An 18,052-nucleotide genomic window follows, 5' to 3' on the forward strand; every position below is an offset into this window, starting at 1 on the left:
CTCCATTCAAGCGGATGCCGCCGACAGCAGGGTCTCGATACGCGTCCTCCTTCGTCGGGCGCTACTCGACCGGCGGGCGCTCGGCCTCGAGCGCCTCGAGCGCACGGGCGACGGCGTCGACCGTTCGGCGCACCTCTGCGGCATCCGTTCGCCAGTTGCTCACCGAGAAGCGCACGACGGCACGGTCCTGCCAGCGCGACGTCATGGCGAGCACCTCACCCTCGTTCCAGAGGCGCTCGCTGAGCGCCTCGGTCGCCGCGTCAGTGTCGAGCGCGATGCAGACCTGGGTGAAGACGACGTCGTTCAGCACCTCCACGCCGGGAAGGGCGCCGACGCCGTCGGCGATGCCGCGCGCCGCCTCGGCGAGGCCGTCGATCAGCTGCGCGACACCCGCTCGGCCGAGCGAGCGGAGCACCGCCCAGGTCGGCACGCCGCGGGCCCGACGCGAGAGCTCGGGCGCCTTCTCGTGCGGATCGGCGCCGACCTCCGTGGCCTGCAGGTAGCTCGCATGCATGCCGAGCGCGCGCCGCATCGCGGCCGGGTCGCGCACGATCGCGATGCCGCAGTCGTATGGCACGTTGAGCGTCTTGTGGGCATCGGTCGACCATGAATCGGCGGCCTCGTACCCCGTGGTGAGGTGGCGGAGCGACGGCGACGCGGCCGCCCACAGCCCGAACGCACCGTCGACGTGCACCCATGCTCCCGCCGCGTGGGCGGCCGCGATCGCCCCGGTGAAGTCGTCGAACGCACCCGAGTGGATGTTGCCGGCCTGCAGTGCCACGATCGCCGGCCCCTCGCCGTCGGCGAGCGCCCTCGACAACTCGTCGACGCGGATGCGGCCCTGTTCGTCGGACGGCACCGTGATCGGCGCGCCGAGTCCCAGGTACCGCGCCGCGAGGTCCATGGTGCCGTGCCGCTCCTCGCCCGCGATGAACCTGATGGCCGGCCCGCCGGTCAGCCCGTCGGCCTCGACGCCCCATCCGGCCCTGCGCAGCACCTCGTTCCGCGCGGCCGCCATGCACGAGAACTGGGCCATGGTGGCGCCCGTTGTGAAGCCGACATCGCTCTGCGGCGGCAGGCCCAGCACGTCGAGGAGCCACTCGCCGGCGAGCTCCTCGACGGCGACAGCCCCTGGCGTGATCGCGCGGAGTCCCGTGTTCTGGTCCCACGCCGACACCAGCCAGTCGGCGCCGAGCGCGACGGGCTGCGTGCCGCCGATCACCCAGCCGTAGAAGCGCGGCGAGCCGATCGCGATGAGACCGGGCTCGACGCCCTCGGCCAGGCGCGCGATGACTTCGAGTTCGGGCTCCCCCGCCTCGGGCAACTCGCGGCCGAGGCGGTCCTTGATGTCGTCCGCACTCGCCTGCGGCGGGATCGGTCGCTCGCGGACACCCGACAGCCAGGCGCGCGCATGGCGACCCGATGCCTCGATGATCGCGTCGTACGAGGCATCCGCTGCCCGGTCGTCGGAGCCGCTGTCGCTCCTCGTGTTCGCATCGGTCATGGCGCACCTGGATTCCGTGCGCCGAGCGCACACCACCGATTGTGCGCCGCTTCGCGGGCGCGGTCAACGGCCGGTCGCGCAGGACACCGCTTGGCAGCCCGCGTCGTGCTCAGCCGACGGGCGTGCCGACGAGCTTCACGGTCAGGGAGTCGACGGAGGTCGCGATGACGTCGTCGGCCGCCCACCGCCGTGCGAGCCGCGCCGTGATGGCGTCGAGCTCGTCACGGCTCAGGCCGGCGACGAGTTCGAGGCGGACGATGAGCTCGGGCCCGAGGAGACGCCCGGTCGGATCACCCGGCAACAGGGTCACGCCGAGCACGGCGAGTTCGCGCCCGATCGAGTTCCGGAAGGCCTCGCCGACGACGGGCGACTCGAACGGCGGCAGCCACTCGTTGCCCTGCGCGACGGACCAGACCGCCGGCCGGCGGAGCACGAACTCGGTCGCCGAACCCGGATCGAGCACGACGAGTTCGGTGCCGTCGTCGGCGGCGGCGAGCGCGACCCGCACACCGTCTGCAGGCACGGGCCTCGCGATCGGATTCCACCGCGACATCGCCTCGACCGACGCGAAGACCGGCAGCACCTTGCGACCGTCGGGGCCCTCGACCGTCACGATCGAGAGCTCCTGGCTCTTGTCGACCGCGAGGCCGTGGGCGCCGACCTCGGACCCACCGTCGCCGAGATCGGCGAGCAGCGGGATCAGGAGGCGCGATCGCGCGAACTCCGCGACCACGGGCGCCTGCCCGGCGCCGCCGGTACGGAAGGCGTCGAGCGCGGCGACGAGAGCCTCGGGCGCACGACCGTCGTCGGCGGCGTGCGTGTTGGGCTGGAACGAACGCCCGGCCCACGGCACGCCGGCGGAGTCGGCCTGGCCCCCACCCGCATCGGCGCTCACTGCGAAGCGACGTCCAATGCCTCGACGAGCGTGAACGCACCCGCATAGAGCGCCTTGCCGACGATCGCGCCCTCGAGGCCGAGCGGCACGAGTTCGCGGAGCGCGACGATGTCGTCGAGGCTCGAGATGCCGCCCGATGCGACCACCGGACGGTGCGTGCGCTCCATGACCTGACGGAGCAGGTCGATGTTCGGGCCCTGCAAGGTGCCGTCCTTCGTGACGTCGGTCACGACGTAGCGAGCGGCACCGGCTTCCTCGAGGCGTTCCATGACCTGCCAGAGGTCGCCGCCGTCCTGGGTCCAGCCGCGAGCCGCGAGGGTGGTGCCGCGCACGTCGAGGCCGACCGCGATCGCCTCGCCGTACTGCGCGATGACGGATGCCGCCCACTCGGGGTTCTCGAGGGCCGCCGTGCCGAGGTTGATGCGCTTCGCGCCGATCTCGAGCGCGTGCTCGAGCGACTCGTCGTCGCGGATGCCGCCCGAGAGCTCGACGTTGACGCCGCGCACCTGACGGATGGTCTTCTTCAGCACGCTCGCGTTCGAGCCGCGTCCGAACGCGGCATCGAGGTCGACGAGGTGGATCCACTCCGCACCCTGATCGGCCCAATCGACGGCAGCGTCGACGGGGTCGCCGTAGCTGGTCTCGGTGCCGGCCTCGCCCTTGGTCAGGCGAACCGCCTTGCCGCCGGCGACGTCCACCGCCGGAAGCAGCACGAGGCGGGGGGTCTTGTTGAATTCACTCATTCACTGTCCTAGTCATCGCGGTCGCGCCTTGCGAGTCGGCACAGTCACAGCATCCTAGTCCGACCGTGTCGGAGCCGAGTGCATGTGACGGTCGAACGGCTCAGCCGAGGGTGCCGAGCCAATTGGAGAGCAGGCGGATGCCCGCCTCCGCCGACTTCTCGGGGTGGAACTGGGTCGCCGTCAGGGGGCCGTTCTCGACGGCGGCGAGGAACCGGCTGCCGTGCTCGGCCCACGTCAGCGTCGGCGCGGGGAACGGCGGTTCGACGTCGAGCAACCACTCCTGCGCCGCGAACGAGTGCACGAAGTAGAACCGCTCGTCTTCGATGCCGGCGAAGAGCGCGGAGCCCTCGCCGGCCTCGACGGTGTTCCAGCCCATGTGCGGCAGCACCGGGGCCGGGAGCTCGGTGACGGATCCGGGCCACTCGCCGAGGCCTTCGGTGTCCACTCCACGCTCCACGCCGTGCTCGAAGAGCACCTGCATGCCGACGCAGATGCCCAGCACGGGGCGACCGCCCGCCAGCCGGCGGTCGATGATCTCGCCGCCGCGCACCGCCTGCAACTGGTCCATGACCGCCTTGAAGGCGCCGACGCCGGGCACGAGCAGTCCATCGGCCTCGAGCGCCGCCGCACGATCGGCGGTGACGGTGACCTCTGCACCCGCATGCTCGAGCGCCTTCGCGGCCGAGTGCACGTTGCCCGAACCGTAGTCGAGCACGACGACGCGACGGCTGCGCGTCACAGCGCACCCTTGGTCGACGGCACGCCCGACACCAGCGGGTCGAACGCCTTGGCCTGACGGAAGGCACGCGCGAACGCCTTGAACTCCGCTTCGGCGATGTGGTGCGGGTCGCGGCCCCCGAGCACGGTCACGTGCACGGTGAGCGCCGCGTTGTACGCGATCGCCTCGAAGACGTGCCGCACCATGGAGCCGGTGAAGTGGCCGCCGATGAGGTGGTACTCGAAACCGACCGGTTCGCCCGTGTGCACGAGGAATGGGCGGCCCGAGATGTCGACGACCGCCTGCGCGAGCGCCTCGTCGAGCGGCACGAGTGCGTCGCCGTAGCGCGAGATGCCCCGCTTGTCGCCGAGCGCCTGCCTGATGGCCTGCCCGAGCACGATGCCGACGTCTTCGACCGTGTGGTGCACATCGATCTCGAGGTCGCCGCTCGCCCGCACCGTGAGGTCGGTCAGCGAGTGCTTCGCGAACGCCGTGAGCAGGTGGTCGTAGAACGGGACACCGGTCTCGATGTCGCTCGACCCCGTGCCGTCGAGGTCGATCGAGAGGTCGATGCTGGATTCGCTCGTCTCGCGCTGCACCCGGGCAGTGCGCGAAGGGCTCGATGCGGTCATGAGGCAATCCTATTCGGGGCCGATACGGCGATCGCTTCGAGGAAGGCCGTGGTCTCGGCCTCCGTTCCCGCGGTGACCCTCAGGTGGCCGGGAATGCCGATTTCGCGGATCAGGATGCCGCGCGCGAGCAGCTGCTCGAACACCGCATGCGGGTCGTCGACGCCGCCGAACAGCACGAAGTTCGAACCGCTGCGGTACGGGAGGAATCCGAGCCGGGCGAGCTCGGCCGAGATGCGCTCGCGCTGCGCGCGGATCTCGTCGACCATCGCCAGCATCTCGTCGGAGTGGGCGAGGGCACCGAGGGCCGCCGCCTGCGTCAGGGCAGACAGGTGGTACGGCAGGCGCACGAGGCGCAGCGCATCGATCGCCGCAGGGTCTCCGGCGAGATAGCCGACGCGCGCGCCGGCGAATGCGAAGGCCTTGCTCATGGTACGCGAGACGAGGAGTCGCGGCCGCCCAGCGAGCAGGGTGAGTGCGCTCGGGGTGCCGGGTTCGGCGAACTCGAAGTACGCCTCGTCGACGACGACGATGCCGCGGGCGGCGTCGGCGACCGCCTCGATCGTCTCGATCGAGAGCGGAGTGCCCGTGGGGTTGTTCGGCGCGCAGAGCAGCACGATGTCGGGGTCGTGCTCTCGCACTGCCGCGACGGCCGTCGCGGGGCTGAGCTCGAACTCGTCGTCGCGGCCGGCGGTGATCCACTCGGTGCCGGTGCCCGAGGCGAGCAGGCCGTACATCGAGTACGTCGGCGCGAATCCCAGCGCTGAACGACCCGGCCCGCCGTAGGCCTGCATGATGTGCTGCAGCACCTCGTTGGAGCCGTTCGCCGCCCAGATCTGCGCAGGGTCGAGGCCGTGCCCGAGGTAATCCGCGAGGGCCTGGCGCAGTGCGGAGAACTCGCGGTCGGGGTACCGGTTGAGCGTCATGATCGCCGCCGCGACGCGGGCCACGACGTCGTGCGCGACATTCTCGGGAATCGGATGCGTGTTCTCGTTGACATTGAGTGCGACCGGAACGGCCTTCTGGGGAGCCCCGTAGGGGGCTCGACCACGGAGGTCGTCGCGGATGGGGAGGTCTTCGAGACTCGTCACCCTGCAAGCCTAACGAGGCCCGGCGCCGTGTTTCAGACGATCGTCACGGAGCGAGCGGCAGCGCAAGACGCTGCCCGGGTTCGACGACCGCGTCGTCGAGGCCGTTGAGCCGGACGATCTCGGCGATGACCTCGCGCACGTCGCCGCTCGGGTCGATCGCCTCGGCGATCGCCCAGAGCGAATCCCCCTGACCGACCGTGACGTATTCGAAGGTCGCTCCCGCGGAGTCGACGTCGGCGGCGGCGGCGCCCGAGCCGAGGACGAGCACGAGGACCCAGACCACGAGCGGAAGCGCTGCGAGCACGGTGAAGACGACGCGACCGCGGCGGGTCAGGCGAAGGCGGGTGCGCACCACGGCGCTCGGCGCCTGCGCCACGCCGGTCTGCGTGTACACGCCCTGAGCTCGCACACTCGTGTCGAAGTCGCGCGGGAGGGCCCGCGAGGCCTGGAAGCCGGTCGTTGCGATCGCTGCGCTCATGTCACACCTCCTGTAGGAGTCGCATCCGGCCCTCGGCCGGGAGGACCGGATGCGAAACTCTGTTCCGAACATACATTCGAATTTCGAACAATGCAAGGATCGAACTCCGGAAACCCGGGGAACCGGATCTCCGACACACTCGAACAGATGTTTGCCGCACGCACGCGAGACGGATACAGTTTCGAATGTCTGGAAGACAGTCGACCAGACACCACCGACATCCGGCCTCGCGGCCGCTACGAGGGGCGGAGACGTTGAGCACCGACATCGACGACGTGCAGGCAGCAGGCAGGCCTCGCCGCCGCAAGAGTCTGAGCGCGAAGCAGATCGCCATCCTCGAGATGATCCAGCGCTCGGTGTCGAGCCGCGGCTACCCGCCGAGCATGCGCGAGATCGGCGACGCCGTCGGGCTCTCCTCGTTGTCGAGCGTGACCCACCAGCTGAACCAGCTCGAGCTCGCCGGTTACCTCCGACGCGATCCCAACCGGCCTCGCGCGCTCGAGGTGCTCATCGAGCTGCCCGGCGTGACCGATCGGCCTGCCACGCAGTCCGACCCCACGCCGGTGGGCGATGCGGCGATGGTGCCACTCGTCGGGCGCATCGCCGCGGGCGTCCCCATCACCGCCGAGCAGCAGGTCGACGAGGTCTTCCCCCTCCCCCGGCAGTTGGTCGGCAAGGGCGAGCTGTTCATGCTGAAGGTCGTCGGCGACTCCATGATCGACGCCGCGATCTGCGACGGCGACTGGGTCGTCGTGCGGTCGCAGCGCACCGCCGAGAACGGCGAGATCGTCGCCGCGATGCTCGACGGCGAGGCCACCGTCAAGGTGTTCCGCCAGCGCGACGGGCACACCTGGCTGCTCCCCCGCAACAGTGCGTTCGAGCCGATCGTCGGTGACCACGCAGAGGTGCTCGGCAAGATCGTCGCGGTGCTGCGCTCCGTCTGACGACCGAGCGGATGACTCCCGCTATACGGCGGAACGGATGCCGACCGGCACGGGTTCCGGCGTCGCCGGCGCGAGTTCGCGCAGCCACCCGAGCACGGCGTCCATGAACCCGGCGTGATCGTCGCGGAACACGGTGTGCCCGGTGCCCTGCACCGTCTCGACCGTCATGCCCTGATGACGCAGCTGGCGGGCGACCTTCGCCGTGATGAGCAGGCTCTTCTCGGCGAGCACGACGAGCGTCGGCGCCACGAGCCGGGCCGGCGGCACGAGCGGCCGGGTGTCGGTGAAGCCGAGGATCGTGCGCTTGTCCCAGTCGCGCAGCGTCGCGAGTTCGATGTCGACGTCGACGGCGCTCCACTTCGGGTTCATCCGCACGAGTGCCGACCGCTTGGGCCGCGGCGCGACGGCGAAGAAGGCCTTGAAGGCCCAGCCCTTGACGCCCTTCGGGAACGAGAAGGCCGGATCGATGTAGATCGCCGCTCGCGGAGCGAGCCGGTCGGCCACGAGGCTCGCGACGAGCCCGCCGAGCGAGTGGCCCATGACGATGTCGGGCGGACCGTCGAGGAGCGGCTCGAGCGTCTCGACGACGTCGCCGGCCCAACCGGCGGGCGAGTAGTGCACCGCCCGCGGGCTGCGGCCGTGGCCGGCGAGGTCGACCGCGAGCACGCGGAATCCCTGCGCTTCGAGCTCCGCGGTGACGCGATGCCAGGCGCGCGAGTCCGACATGATGCCGTGGATGAGGATCGCGGTGCGCGCACCCCCGCCGGATTCGTGGACCGCGAGTTGCATGCCTCGACGGTACGCGTCGCTCCTGTGCATCACCCCGGCATGAGCCGAGCGGATGCCGCGAGCCGCGACATCCGCTCGGATCGTGGAGCGGATGCCGCGAGCCGCGACATCCGCTCTGATCGTGCTAGCCGGCGAGCACCGGAGCGGCGAGCTCGGCGCGCACCGCGACCGTCGCCTCGACGATGTGCCGCAGCGACTCGACGGTCTCGTCGTACCCGCGGGTCTTCAGGCCGCAGTCGGGGTTGACCCAGAGCCGGTTCGCCGGGATCGCGCCCGCGGCACGCTCGAGGAGCGCCTGCACCTCGGCGACGCCGGGCACGCGCGGCGAGTGGATGTCGTACACGCCCGGGCCGATGCCGTGGTCGAAGCCGCTCGACTCGAGGTCGTCGACGACCTCCATGCGGCTTCGCGCCGCCTCGATCGAGGTGACGTCGGCGTCGAGGTTCTTGATCGCGTCGATGACGACGCCGAACTCCGAGTAGCAGAGGTGGGTGTGCACCTGCGTGCCGGGTACGGCACCGCCGGTCGCGAGGCGGAACGAGCCGACCGACCAGTCGAGGTAGGCGGGCTGATCGGCGAGCTTCAGCGGCAGCAGCTCGCGAAGGGCGGGCTCGTCGACCTGGATGATGCGGATGCCCGCGGTCTCGAGGTCGGTGATCTCATCGCGGAGCGCGAGCGCCACCTGGCGCGCGGTGTCGCCGAGCGGCTGGTCGTCGCGCACGAACGACCAGGCGAGGATCGTCACCGGGCCGGTGAGCATGCCCTTCATCGGCAGCTCGGTCAGCGATTGGGCGTAGCTCGACCACTCGACCGTCATCGGCGCGGGCCGTGAGACGTCGCCCCAGAGGATCGACGGTCGCGTGCAGCGGGAGCCGTACGACTGGACCCAGCCGTGCTTCGTGACCGCGAAGCCGTCGAGCAGCTCGGCGAAGTACTGCACCATGTCGTTGCGTTCGGGCTCGCCGTGCACGAGCACGTCGAGGCCCAGCTCCTCCTGGAGCCGCACGACGCGCTCGATCTCGGCGCGCATGAGCGCCGTGTAGTCGGCAGCCGACAGATCGCCCCTCACGAGCCGGGCGCGCGCCCGGCGGATCTCGGCCGTCTGCGGGAAGGACCCGATCGTGGTGGTCGGCAGCTCGGGCAGCCCCAGCGACTCCTGCGCCGCGACGCGCTCGTCGTAGCTCACGCGGGCGAAGTCCTGCTCGGCGAGGCCCGCGAGACGGTCGCGCACCGACGGCTCGCGCACGCCGGGTGCGGCGTCGCGGTCGGCGAGAGCTGCGGATGCCGCGGCGAGCTCGCCCTCGATCGCGTCGCGTCCCTCGACGAGACCGCGACCGAGCACGGCCACCTGGCCGACCTTCTGGTCGGCGAACGCGAGCCACGAGACGAGTCGGGCGTCGAGTTCGTCTTCATCGGCGACGTCGTGCGGCACGTGCAGGAGCGACGTCGAGGTCGAGACGGACACGGCCGCGGAGAGGTGCTGCACGGCCGCGACCCGATCGAAGGCTGCGGCGAGGTCGCCGCGCCAGATATTGTGGCCGTCGATGACGCCCGCGACGAGGGTCTTCGCCGCGAGCGACTCGGCCGTGACGGGGTCGAGGCCCTCGGGCAGCGAGCCGCGCACGAGGTCGAGGCCGATCGCCTCGACCGGGGTCGCAGCGAGCGCGGGCAGGGCGTCATCGAGCGAGCCGTACGGTGCCGCGACGAAGATCGACGGGCGGGCATCGAGTGCGCCGAGCGCGTCGTAGGCGATGCCGACGGACTCGATCACCCGAGCGCGATCGACATCGATGCTCTCGCTCACGAGAGCGGGCTCGTCGAGCTGCACCCACTCCGCACCGGCGGCGGCGAGCTGCTCGAGCAGCGCTGCGTAGACGGGCACGAGATCGGCGAGGCGGTCGATCGGTGCGAAGCCGGCCGGGGCGCCGTCGGCTGCCTTCGCGAGGAGCAGGAAGGTCGCGGGACCGACGATCACGGGCCGAGTCGTGAACCCAGCCGCCTTCGCCTCGGCGAACTCGGCGAGGATGCGCTCGGCGTGCAGCGAGAACACGGTGTCGGGGCCGATCTCGGGCACGAGGTAGTGGTAGTTCGAGTCGAACCACTTCGTCATCTCGAGCGGGGCGTCGTCGCCGACACCGCGGGCGATCGTGAAGTAGGCGGCGAGGTCGAGTCGCCCCTGCTCGTCCGCCAGGGCGGCGAAGCGCGCCGGAACCGCGCCGACGGCGACGGCGGCGTCGAGCACCTGGTCGTAGAACGAGAACGTCTCGGGGATCGCAGAGCCGGTGCGGGCGAGGCCCAGGGCGGCCAGGCGCTCCCGGGTCGCCGCGCGCAGTTCGGCGGCCTGGTTCTCGAGTTCCTCGGCGGTGATCGAGCCGGCCCAGAACGCCTCGACGGCCCGCTTGAGCTCGCGGCGGCGACCGATTCGAGGGTAGCCCAGGATGGTCGCGTCGGGGAAGGCGGGTGCGGGGGTGGTCATCGTGCGGTGTTCCTCTCATCGGCGAACCGGTCGGTTCGAAGTCCGAGCCGGTCGACGACGTCGAGCACGGCTTCATGGCGGTTGAAGGTGTAGAGATGCAGGCCGGGTGCACCGCCCGCGATCACCTCGGCGGCGAGCCGGGTGGCGAAGGCGATGCCGAGCTCCGTCTGCCCGGCGGCATCCGGTTCGATCTCGAGGTCGATGGAGAGCGATGCGGGCGGTTCGACGCCCGTCAGCTCCGTCAGCCTGGCGAGACGCGAGGGCGTCGTGACGGGCATGATGCCCGGAAGGATCGGGATCGTGACGCCGCCCGCTCGAGCGCGCTCGACGAAGCCCAAGTAGTCGTCGGCCCGCCAGAAGAGCTGCGTGATCGCGAGGTTGGCGCCGGCGATCTCCTTCGCGAGGAGCGTGTCGACGTCGTGCCCGAGGTTCCGCGACCGCGGATGTCCCGTCGGGAACGCCGCGACCGCGACGCGCTCGGGCCGGGGCCGGGCCCTGATGCGCGAGGCGCCGGGGTTACCGGGAACCCCGACCTGCGCGAACGGCTCCCGCTCCTCCTGCACCCGATGGATGAGCTGGACGAGTTCTGCTGCGCTGCCGAGGTCGCCGATGCCCGCATCGGGGTCGGCATCAGCGGGCGGGTCGCCGCGCAGGGCAAGGAAGCTCGTGATGCCGGCGTCGAGGAACTCGCGTACGAGGCGGTTGGCCTCGAGGTGCGAGGAGCCCACGCAGGTCAGGTGGGCCATCGGCTCGACATGGGTGTGCTCGAGCATGTAGCGGAGCACCGTCAGGGATCGGGCACGCGAGCTTCCCCCGGCGCCGAACGTGACCGAGATGAATGCGGGGTCGACCTCGGCGAGCCGGTCGATCGTGCGGCCGAGGGCGAGCGCTGCCGCATCGGTGCGCGGCGGGAAGAGTTCGAAGGAGACCGGCAGTCGGGGCGTACAGTCTGCGCCCGATGCGTCGGTTGCGGTCGATGCAACGGCGCGTGCCCGCGGCGAGCTCCCACGGGAAGAGCCGTCGGTTGCGGTCGATGCAACGGCGCGTGCCCGCGGCGAGCTCCCACGGGAAGAGCCGTCGGTTGCGGTCGATGCCATGGTGCTCCTGCGTGGCGAGCGGCAACGGGAAGAACACGGCAGGCCGCGTTCCCCCGGCCGGAACGGCGGGTGGATGTCGCGGGCGGGTGCCGGGCTCGGCGGTCGCTCCAAGTGACCTGCTTCGGCCGGTCACTGATCGATCAGGAGCGACGATACGCGGGGTGCACGGTGATGTCACGACTGTGACGCACAGTGACGCGAGAAGGGTCAGCGACCTGCGGAGGTCGCCGAGAACTCCTCGAGCTGGCCGGCCAGCTCGGGTGACGCGAGCGCTCGCACGCGGGTGCCGTCCTCGTCGTACTCGATCGAGAGCACGCGACCGGTCTCGTGCAGCGTCGACACGACGTCGCCGCGGTCGTACGGCACGAGCAGGTCGATCTCGACGGCCGGGTCGGGCATCATGCGCGCGATGGCCTCGAGCACCTCGGGGATGCCCTCGCCGGTGCGAGCGGAGGCGAAGATCGCGCCGGGCTCGAGCCCGCGCAGCACGAGGCGGTCTTCGGGCGTCACGAGGTCGGCCTTGTTGAAGACGATGAGCTCGGGGATGTCACGCGCGCCGACCTCGCCGATGACGTCTCGCACCGTGGCGATCTGTCCGGCGGGGTCGGGATGGGCGGCGTCGACGACGTGCACGATGAGGTCGGAGTCGCCGACCTCCTCGAGCGTCGAGCGGAACGCCTCGACGAGCTGGTGCGGGAGGTTGCGGACGAAGCCGACGGTGTCGGCGATCGTGTAGACGCGGCCGTCGGCCGTGGTGTTGCGTCGCACGGTCGCGTCGAGCGTGGCGAACAGTGCGTTCTCGACGAGCACCCCGGCGCCGGTGATGCGGTTCAGGATGCTCGACTTGCCCGCGTTCGTGTAACCCGCGATCGCGACCGACGGCACGGCGTTTCGCTTGCGGTTGGCCCGCTTAGCCTCACGGGCCGGCTTCATGTTCGCGATCTGCTTGCGGAGCTTCGCCATGCGTGAGTGGATGCGGCGGCGGTCGAGCTCGATCTTCGTCTCACCGGGGCCGCGGGAACCCATGCCCGCCCCGGCCCCGCCGACCTGGCCACCGGCCTGGCGGGACATCGACTCGCCCCAGCCGCGCAGTCGCGGCAGCAGGTACTCGAGCTGTGCGAGCTCGACCTGGGCCTTGCCTTCACGGCTCTTCGCATGCTGGCTGAAGATGTCGAGGATGACGGCCGTGCGGTCGATGACCTTGACCTTGATGGCGTCTTCGAGGGCACGCCGCTGGCTCGGCGCGAGCTCGGTGTCGGCGACGACCGTGTCGGCGCCGAGCGAGGCGACGATGTGCCGCAGCTCGTCGACCTTGCCGCGGCCGAGGTAGGTGCTGGGGTCGGGGTGCGGGCGGCGCTGCAGCACGCCGTCGAGCACGCGCGCGCCCGCGGTCTCGGCGAGGGCGGCGAGTTCTCGCATGGAGTTCTCGGCTTCGTCTTGCGAGCCCTGCGAGTACACGCCGATGAGCACGACGTTCTCGAGACGCAGCTGCCGATACTCAACCTCGGTGACGTCTTCGAGTTCGGTGGAGAGTCCTCCGACGCGGCGCAGACCGGCCCGTGCCTCGCGGTCGTACTGCTCGCCGTCGGTGTCGGAGCCGAACAGGTCGACCGAGTCGGGCGACATGAGCGCCTCGGCGGAATCGGACCCGAAGCGGGTCACGCCGGCTTTGGTCTCTGCACCCTTGAGCACCCGCTCGACGGCGTCGTCTGCGGAGTTCTGTTCGGCGTCATTCATCGCGTTAACCCTAGTTCCCATCGCTGCGATAGGTTCCCCTGTATGGCCTCCGACCATTACTTCTCCTCTCGTCCGGGCGGCGAGGCCACTCTCCGCACCATTTCCGTGACGCTCGCCGGCCGCGAGCTGTCGCTCTCGACCTCGGGCGGCGTCTTCAGTCCCGAGCACCTCGACACCGGCACGCGCATCCTGCTCGACCGCGCGCCCGCACCGCCGGCGAGCGGTGACCTGCTCGACCTCGGCTGCGGTTGGGGACCGATCGCGATCTCACTCGCGCTCCGATCACCGGATGCCACGGTGTGGGCCGTCGACGTGAACGAACGCGCCCTCGACCTCGTGCGGCGCAACACCGCACGCGTCGGCATCACCAATGTCAACGCGGTGCTGCCGAGCGATGTTCCCGCCGACGTCCGTTTCGCCGGCATCTTGTCGAACCCGCCGATCCGGGTGGGCAAGGCCGAGCTGCACGCCATGCTCGAGCACTGGCTCCCCCGCCTCGAAGACGATGCGAGCGCGTGGCTCGTCGTCGCGAAGCACCTCGGCGCGGAGTCGCTGCAGAAGTGGATCGGCGACGAGCTCGGGCTCGACATCGACCGGGCGGCGCAGGACAAGGGCTTCCGGGTGCTCGAGGTGAGCGCCGCGGCATCCGCTCGCTGACGGCGGGTGCTCGTCGAACGCGCTGCCCGACCTACCGGGCTGGCGACTCAGGCGAGGCTGAGGACGCCGTCGAAGACGAGCTCCGCCGGGCCCGAGAGTGCCGCGTGCTCCCCATCGGCCGCGTGGAACATGCGCACGCCGAGCACCCCGCCCGGCACCTGCACGCGCCAACGGTCGGGAGCGGCCGCTCCGGCCCAATACCGCACGGCGAGGGCAGATGCCACAGCGCCGGTGCCGCATGAGAGCGTCTCGCCCGAGCCGCGCTCGTGCACGCGCATGCGGATGCGGCCGACGCCGTCTTCGACGAGGGGCTCGGCAGGTACGACGAACTCGATGTTGGCGCCCGCCTCGGGCTCGGGTTCGATGACCGGCTGGTAGGCGAGATCGAGTCCGTCGAGTTCGTCGTCATCGGCGAGGGCGACGACGACGTGCGGGTTGCCGACGTCGATGCCGAGGCCCGGCCGGGCGACGGGCAGGCTCTTGCCGCGCACGAGCGGCTCGCCGCCGTCGAGGCGCCAGACGCCGAGATCGGCTTCGAACCCCGCGACCGTGCGGCGCACGGTGCGAACGCCGGCGCGGGTGCCGATCGCGATCGAGTCGTCGACACCGAGGTCGGTGAGACCCTGATCGATCAGGTAGCTCGTGAAGACGCGGATGCCGTTGCCGCACATCTCGGAGACGGTGCCGTCGGCATTCCAGTAGTCCATGAACCACACGGCCCGCGGGTCTTCGGCGAGCGACGCGGCGCCCGCGTCGAGGTTCGCCGAGCGCACGGCGCGGATGACGCCGTCGGCGCCGACACCGAACCGCCGGTCGCAGACCGCTGCGATCTGGGTGGGGGTGAGTTCCGACTCGCCCTCGGGGTCGCTGAAGAGCACGAAGTCGTTACCGGTGCCCTGGCCCTTGGTGAACCGCAGATCGAATGCCATCCGATCAGTCTATGGCTGCGATCCGGCGCGCCCTCGGCCAGCCCGCAACGGAATGCCATCCGATCAGTCGACCGCTACGATCCGCGCGAGTTCGGTGCCACGTGCCACCGCGTCGTCGGCGTCGATCGTGACCGCATCACGATAGCGCTTGAACCAGCTCACCTGCCGGCGCGCATAGGTGCGGGTGAGCTGCTGCGTCTCGGCGACGGCTTCGGCGCGTGAGAGTCGACCCGTGATCTCGCCGAGCGCCTGGGCGTAGCCGATGGCCTTGCTCGCGGTCACCCCCCGCTCGATGCCGGCTGGGACGAGCCCGCGAACCTCGTCGACGAGGCCGTCGCGCCACATGCCCTCGACGCGCGCGTCGAGGCGCTCGACGAGCGTCGAGCGATCGCTGCGGAGGTGCACGATGCCGTGGCGACGCCACGGCACGGGTTCGTCGGGCAGCCGAGCGGCCTTCGGCTCGCCCGTCACCTCGATCACCTCGAGCGCGCGAACGAGCCGCCGACCGTTCTGCGCGTCGACGCTCGCCGCCGTCTCGGGGTCGATCTCGCGGAGCCGCGCGTGGAGCATGCCCGGTCCACGTTCGGCGAGTTCCGCCTCGAGCCGTGCGCGCACTGCGGCATCCGTGCCAGGGAAGCGGAAGTCGTGGATGACCGAGGAGACGTACAGGCCGGAGCCGCCGACGAGCAGCGCGACGTCGTCGCGCGCGATCACGTCGTCGACCGCGGCGCGCGCAGCCGACTGGTATTCGGCGACGGATGCCTCGTCGACCACGTCGAGCACATCGAGCAGGTGGTGCGGCACGCCGCGCCGTTCGGCGAGCGGGAGCTTGGCCGTGCCGATGTCCATGCCCCGGTAGAGCTGCATCGCGTCGGCGTTCACGACCTCGGCCGTGCGTCCGACCCTGCTGTAGGCCTCGGCCAGGTCGAGTGCGAACGCGGACTTCCCCGTGCCGGTCGCACCGACGATCGCGATGAGCGTCACGTCAGCGTTGGCCGTCGGCGGGGTCGTAGATCGGCATCGTGCCGACGCCGGGCGCGACGAGCGGCTCGGTGCCGCGCGCAGGCATGGCCGGCAGGCCGAGCGAGACGCGACCGGCAGCGGATGCTCCGGGCGCCGCGGGCACGCCGCAGCTCTCGGCCTGTGCGCGATCCCATGCGTCGCCCGCACGAGTGCGGCGGATGCGGAGCGGCGCGTCGTCGAGCGAGTCGGCGATGAGGTGGAACGGCGCAGCCTGCGTGATGGTCACGGAGACGACATCGCCCGGGCGCGGCAGCTCGGATCCGGCGGGAACCTCGAAGTGCACGAGGCGGCTGTCTTCGGCGCGACCGCTCAGGCGGTGCGTCTCTGCGTCTTTCTTACCCTCGCCGGTGGCGACGAGCACCTCGACGGGCCGGCCGATGAGGCGCTGGTTCTCCTCCCAGGAGATGCGGTCCTGCAGCGCGAGGAGCCGTTCGTATCGCTCCTGCACGACCTCTTTGGGCACCTGCTCGTCCATGGTGGCCGCGGGCGTGCCGGGGCGAATGGAGTACTGGAAGGTGAACGCCGACGCGAAACGGGCCGCCTCGACGACGCGGAGCGTCTCTTGGAAGTCCTCTTCGGTCTCACCGGGGAAGCCCACGATGATGTCGGTCGAGATCGCGGCGTTCGGGATGCGTGCGCGCACGCGGTCGAGGATGCCGAGGAACTTCTCGGAACGGTAGGAGCGGCGCATCGCCTTGAGGATGCGGTCGGACCCCGACTGCAGCGGCATGTGCAACTGCGGCATGACGCTCGGCGTCTCGGCCATCGCGTCGATGACGTCGTCGGTGAACGCCGCCGGGTGCGGGCTCGTGAAGCGGATGCGCTCGAGCCCCTCGATCCGTCCCGCCGCCCGGAGCAGCTTGCCGAACGCCTGCCGGTCGCCGAACTCGACGCCGTAGGAGTTCACGTTCTGGCCGAGCAGGGTGATCTCGACCACTCCGTCGTCGACGAGCGCCTGGATCTCGGCGAGGATGTCGCCCGGCCTGCGGTCCTTCTCCTTGCCGCGGAGCGCCGGCACGATGCAGAACGTGCAGGTGTTGTTGCAGCCGACCGAGATGGACACCCAGCCGCTGTAGCTGGAGTCGCGCTTCGTGGGCAGCGTCGACGGGAAGACCTCGAGCGAGTCGAGGATCTCGAGCTGCGCCTCGGCGTTGTGACGGGCACGCTCGAGCAGGCTCGGGAGGGCACCCATGTTGTGGGTGCCGAAGACGACGTCGACCCACGGCGCCTTCTCGAGGATGACGTTCTTGTCCTTCTGCGCGAGGCATCCCCCGACGGCGATCTGCATGCCCTCGTGGCGGCGCTTGACCGACGCGAGGTGGCCGAGATTGCCGTAGAGCTTGTTGTCGGCGTTCTCGCGAACCGCGCAGGTGTTGATGACCACGATGTCAGGCTCGGCGCCATCGGCGGGCACGTAGCCCGCGGCCTCGAGCGAGCCTGAGAGCCGCTCGGAGTCGTGCACGTTCATCTGGCACCCGAAGGTGCGGACCTCGTACGTTCGCGGCGTCGTTGCCGCTTCGGCGAGCTGGTCGCCGGCCATCTCATCGCTGGAGACGTCGTGAATGGTGCTCATGATCGCACCAGTTTACGAGCCTTCGGCTGCGAGTGCCGCCGACACCGCCTCACGTACGACGTCGCCGGGATACCCCCGTCGCTGGAGGAACGCCGACAGCCGGCGTTCGGCCGTCTGACGGTCGAGTCCGCGCAACTGACGAGCCCGGCGCTCGGCGACGGCACGCGCGTTCTCGAGTTCTGTCTCGGGGTCGAGATCTTCGACCGCTGCCCGTGCGAGCGCGTTGTCGACGCCGCGACGACCGAGCTCCTGCATGATCGCGCCGCTGCCCCGGCCCCGACGTACGCCGTGGCTGTGCACCACCTGTTCGGCGAGCTTCGCGTCATCGAGGTAGCCGAGCCGTTCGTAGCGCTCGATCCACTCCTCGACCTCGATGTCGTCGAGCCCGTGCTCGACGAGCACCGCGCGCACCTCTGACACCGAGAGCGCCGAGCGGCGAAGCCGTGAGATGACGAGCCGGTCGATGCGCTCATCGCGCTCCGCGCCGGTCTCTTCCGGCTCTTCGGACTCCGCCGACCCGGCTGACTCCGCCCAGGTCTCGCCGCGCGAGACCGAACGAAGGCGACCACGCGCTCCGTCGGCCTTCGGGCGACTCCTCGCCGCAGCAACGGGTGCCTCGGTCTCATCGGGTTCGGTCGTGGGACGGCTACGCGATGCCGCAGCGGGCTGCGTCGCCTCGGCCTTCGCCCACGGCAGGTACGTGACCGGGGCGAGTCGTTCTGATGATGCGTCGCTCATGTCTGACTCACCCCGGTCATGTCGTGGTTCG

At 70.6% G+C, this 18,052-nt stretch carries 17 protein-coding genes; 2 read left to right on the plus strand and 15 right to left on the minus strand.

The window, feature by feature from the left end; genetic code table 11:
- Positions 1-61: 61 nt before the first annotated feature.
- The 7 genes from ASD23_RS15750 to ASD23_RS15780 all read right to left on the minus strand — a co-directional run bounded on the left by ASD23_RS15750 (position 62) and on the right by ASD23_RS15780 (position 6,058).
- The gene (locus tag ASD23_RS15750; RefSeq protein WP_082571583.1) at positions 62-1,504 is read right to left on the minus strand and encodes a pyridoxal phosphate-dependent decarboxylase family protein; all 1,443 of its coding nucleotides are present in this window, start codon (positions 1,502-1,504) and stop codon (positions 62-64) included.
- A gap of 109 nt (positions 1,505-1,613) precedes the next feature.
- Entirely contained in the window at positions 1,614-2,399 is a 786-nt protein-coding gene (locus ASD23_RS15755) for an SseB family protein (RefSeq protein ID WP_056013525.1), read from the minus strand.
- Positions 2,396-3,142, minus strand: a complete 747-nt coding sequence (priA, locus tag ASD23_RS15760; RefSeq protein WP_056013528.1) for a bifunctional 1-(5-phosphoribosyl)-5-((5-phosphoribosylamino)methylideneamino)imidazole-4-carboxamide isomerase/phosphoribosylanthranilate isomerase PriA — start codon at positions 3,140-3,142, stop codon at positions 2,396-2,398. The genes ASD23_RS15755 and priA overlap by 4 nt, the downstream gene beginning before the upstream one ends.
- 100 nt (positions 3,143-3,242) lie before the next feature.
- A complete protein-coding gene (hisH, locus tag ASD23_RS15765; protein ID WP_056013530.1) occupies positions 3,243-3,881 on the minus strand; it encodes an imidazole glycerol phosphate synthase subunit HisH in 639 nt (212 codons plus the stop codon).
- Positions 3,878-4,492 (minus strand): imidazoleglycerol-phosphate dehydratase HisB, encoded by a 615-nt coding sequence (gene hisB, locus ASD23_RS15770; RefSeq protein ID WP_056013533.1) that lies wholly within the window; start codon positions 4,490-4,492, stop codon positions 3,878-3,880. The genes hisH and hisB overlap by 4 nt, the downstream gene beginning before the upstream one ends.
- Positions 4,489-5,580, minus strand: coding sequence for a histidinol-phosphate transaminase (locus ASD23_RS15775; protein ID WP_056013539.1), 1,092 nt, complete (start codon positions 5,578-5,580; stop codon positions 4,489-4,491). The genes hisB and ASD23_RS15775 overlap by 4 nt, the downstream gene beginning before the upstream one ends.
- A 43-nt stretch (positions 5,581-5,623) precedes the next feature.
- Positions 5,624-6,058, minus strand: coding sequence for a LysM peptidoglycan-binding domain-containing protein (locus ASD23_RS15780; RefSeq protein WP_082571584.1), 435 nt, complete (start codon positions 6,056-6,058; stop codon positions 5,624-5,626).
- Between the two features lie 266 nt (positions 6,059-6,324).
- Between ASD23_RS15780 and lexA the strand changes: the two genes are divergently transcribed.
- Positions 6,325-7,002, plus strand: coding sequence for a transcriptional repressor LexA (gene lexA / locus ASD23_RS15785; protein WP_056014891.1), 678 nt, complete (start codon positions 6,325-6,327; stop codon positions 7,000-7,002).
- A gap of 21 nt (positions 7,003-7,023) precedes the next feature.
- On the opposite strand, the gene ASD23_RS15790 is transcribed toward lexA, so the two are convergent.
- The 4 genes from ASD23_RS15790 to hflX all read right to left on the minus strand — a co-directional run bounded on the left by ASD23_RS15790 (position 7,024) and on the right by hflX (position 13,101).
- The gene (locus tag ASD23_RS15790; RefSeq protein ID WP_056013542.1) at positions 7,024-7,791 is read right to left on the minus strand and encodes an alpha/beta fold hydrolase; all 768 of its coding nucleotides are present in this window, start codon (positions 7,789-7,791) and stop codon (positions 7,024-7,026) included.
- Between the two features lie 124 nt (positions 7,792-7,915).
- Entirely contained in the window at positions 7,916-10,267 is a 2,352-nt protein-coding gene (metE, locus tag ASD23_RS15795) for a 5-methyltetrahydropteroyltriglutamate--homocysteine S-methyltransferase (protein ID WP_056013545.1), read from the minus strand.
- Complete coding sequence (locus ASD23_RS15800; RefSeq protein ID WP_082571586.1) at positions 10,264-11,364, minus strand: methylenetetrahydrofolate reductase; 1,101 nt, start codon at positions 11,362-11,364, stop codon at positions 10,264-10,266. Before ASD23_RS15800 ends, metE begins: the two co-directional genes overlap by 4 nt.
- A gap of 207 nt (positions 11,365-11,571) precedes the next feature.
- Positions 11,572-13,101 carry a GTPase HflX gene (hflX, locus tag ASD23_RS15805; RefSeq protein WP_056013548.1) on the minus strand — a complete coding sequence of 510 codons (1,530 nt, stop codon included), beginning with the start codon at positions 13,099-13,101 and terminating at the stop codon, positions 11,572-11,574.
- A gap of 42 nt (positions 13,102-13,143) precedes the next feature.
- Here hflX and ASD23_RS15810 point away from each other — a divergent pair, with 42 nt between their 5' ends.
- Positions 13,144-13,758, plus strand: coding sequence for a class I SAM-dependent methyltransferase (locus ASD23_RS15810; protein WP_056013551.1), 615 nt, complete (start codon positions 13,144-13,146; stop codon positions 13,756-13,758).
- 47 nt (positions 13,759-13,805) lie between these two features.
- On the opposite strand, the gene dapF is transcribed toward ASD23_RS15810, so the two are convergent.
- From dapF to ASD23_RS15830, 4 genes are all read right to left on the minus strand, one after another.
- The gene (gene dapF / locus ASD23_RS15815; RefSeq protein ID WP_056013557.1) at positions 13,806-14,687 is read right to left on the minus strand and encodes a diaminopimelate epimerase; all 882 of its coding nucleotides are present in this window, start codon (positions 14,685-14,687) and stop codon (positions 13,806-13,808) included.
- Positions 14,688-14,750: 63 nt separating this feature from the next.
- The gene (gene miaA, locus ASD23_RS15820; protein WP_056013559.1) at positions 14,751-15,671 is read right to left on the minus strand and encodes a tRNA (adenosine(37)-N6)-dimethylallyltransferase MiaA; all 921 of its coding nucleotides are present in this window, start codon (positions 15,669-15,671) and stop codon (positions 14,751-14,753) included.
- Between the two features lies 1 nt (position 15,672).
- The gene (gene miaB / locus ASD23_RS15825) at positions 15,673-17,250 is read right to left on the minus strand and encodes a tRNA (N6-isopentenyl adenosine(37)-C2)-methylthiotransferase MiaB (RefSeq protein WP_115962865.1); all 1,578 of its coding nucleotides are present in this window, start codon (positions 17,248-17,250) and stop codon (positions 15,673-15,675) included.
- 45 nt (positions 17,251-17,295) lie between these two features.
- A complete protein-coding gene (locus tag ASD23_RS15830; RefSeq protein ID WP_056013562.1) occupies positions 17,296-18,021 on the minus strand; it encodes a regulatory protein RecX in 726 nt (241 codons plus the stop codon).
- Positions 18,022-18,052 lie beyond the last annotated feature (31 nt).

Origin of the sequence: Agromyces sp. Root1464, from assembly GCF_001427265.1 — a bacterium.
Lineage (GTDB): Bacteria > Actinomycetota > Actinomycetes > Actinomycetales > Microbacteriaceae > Agromyces > Agromyces fucosus.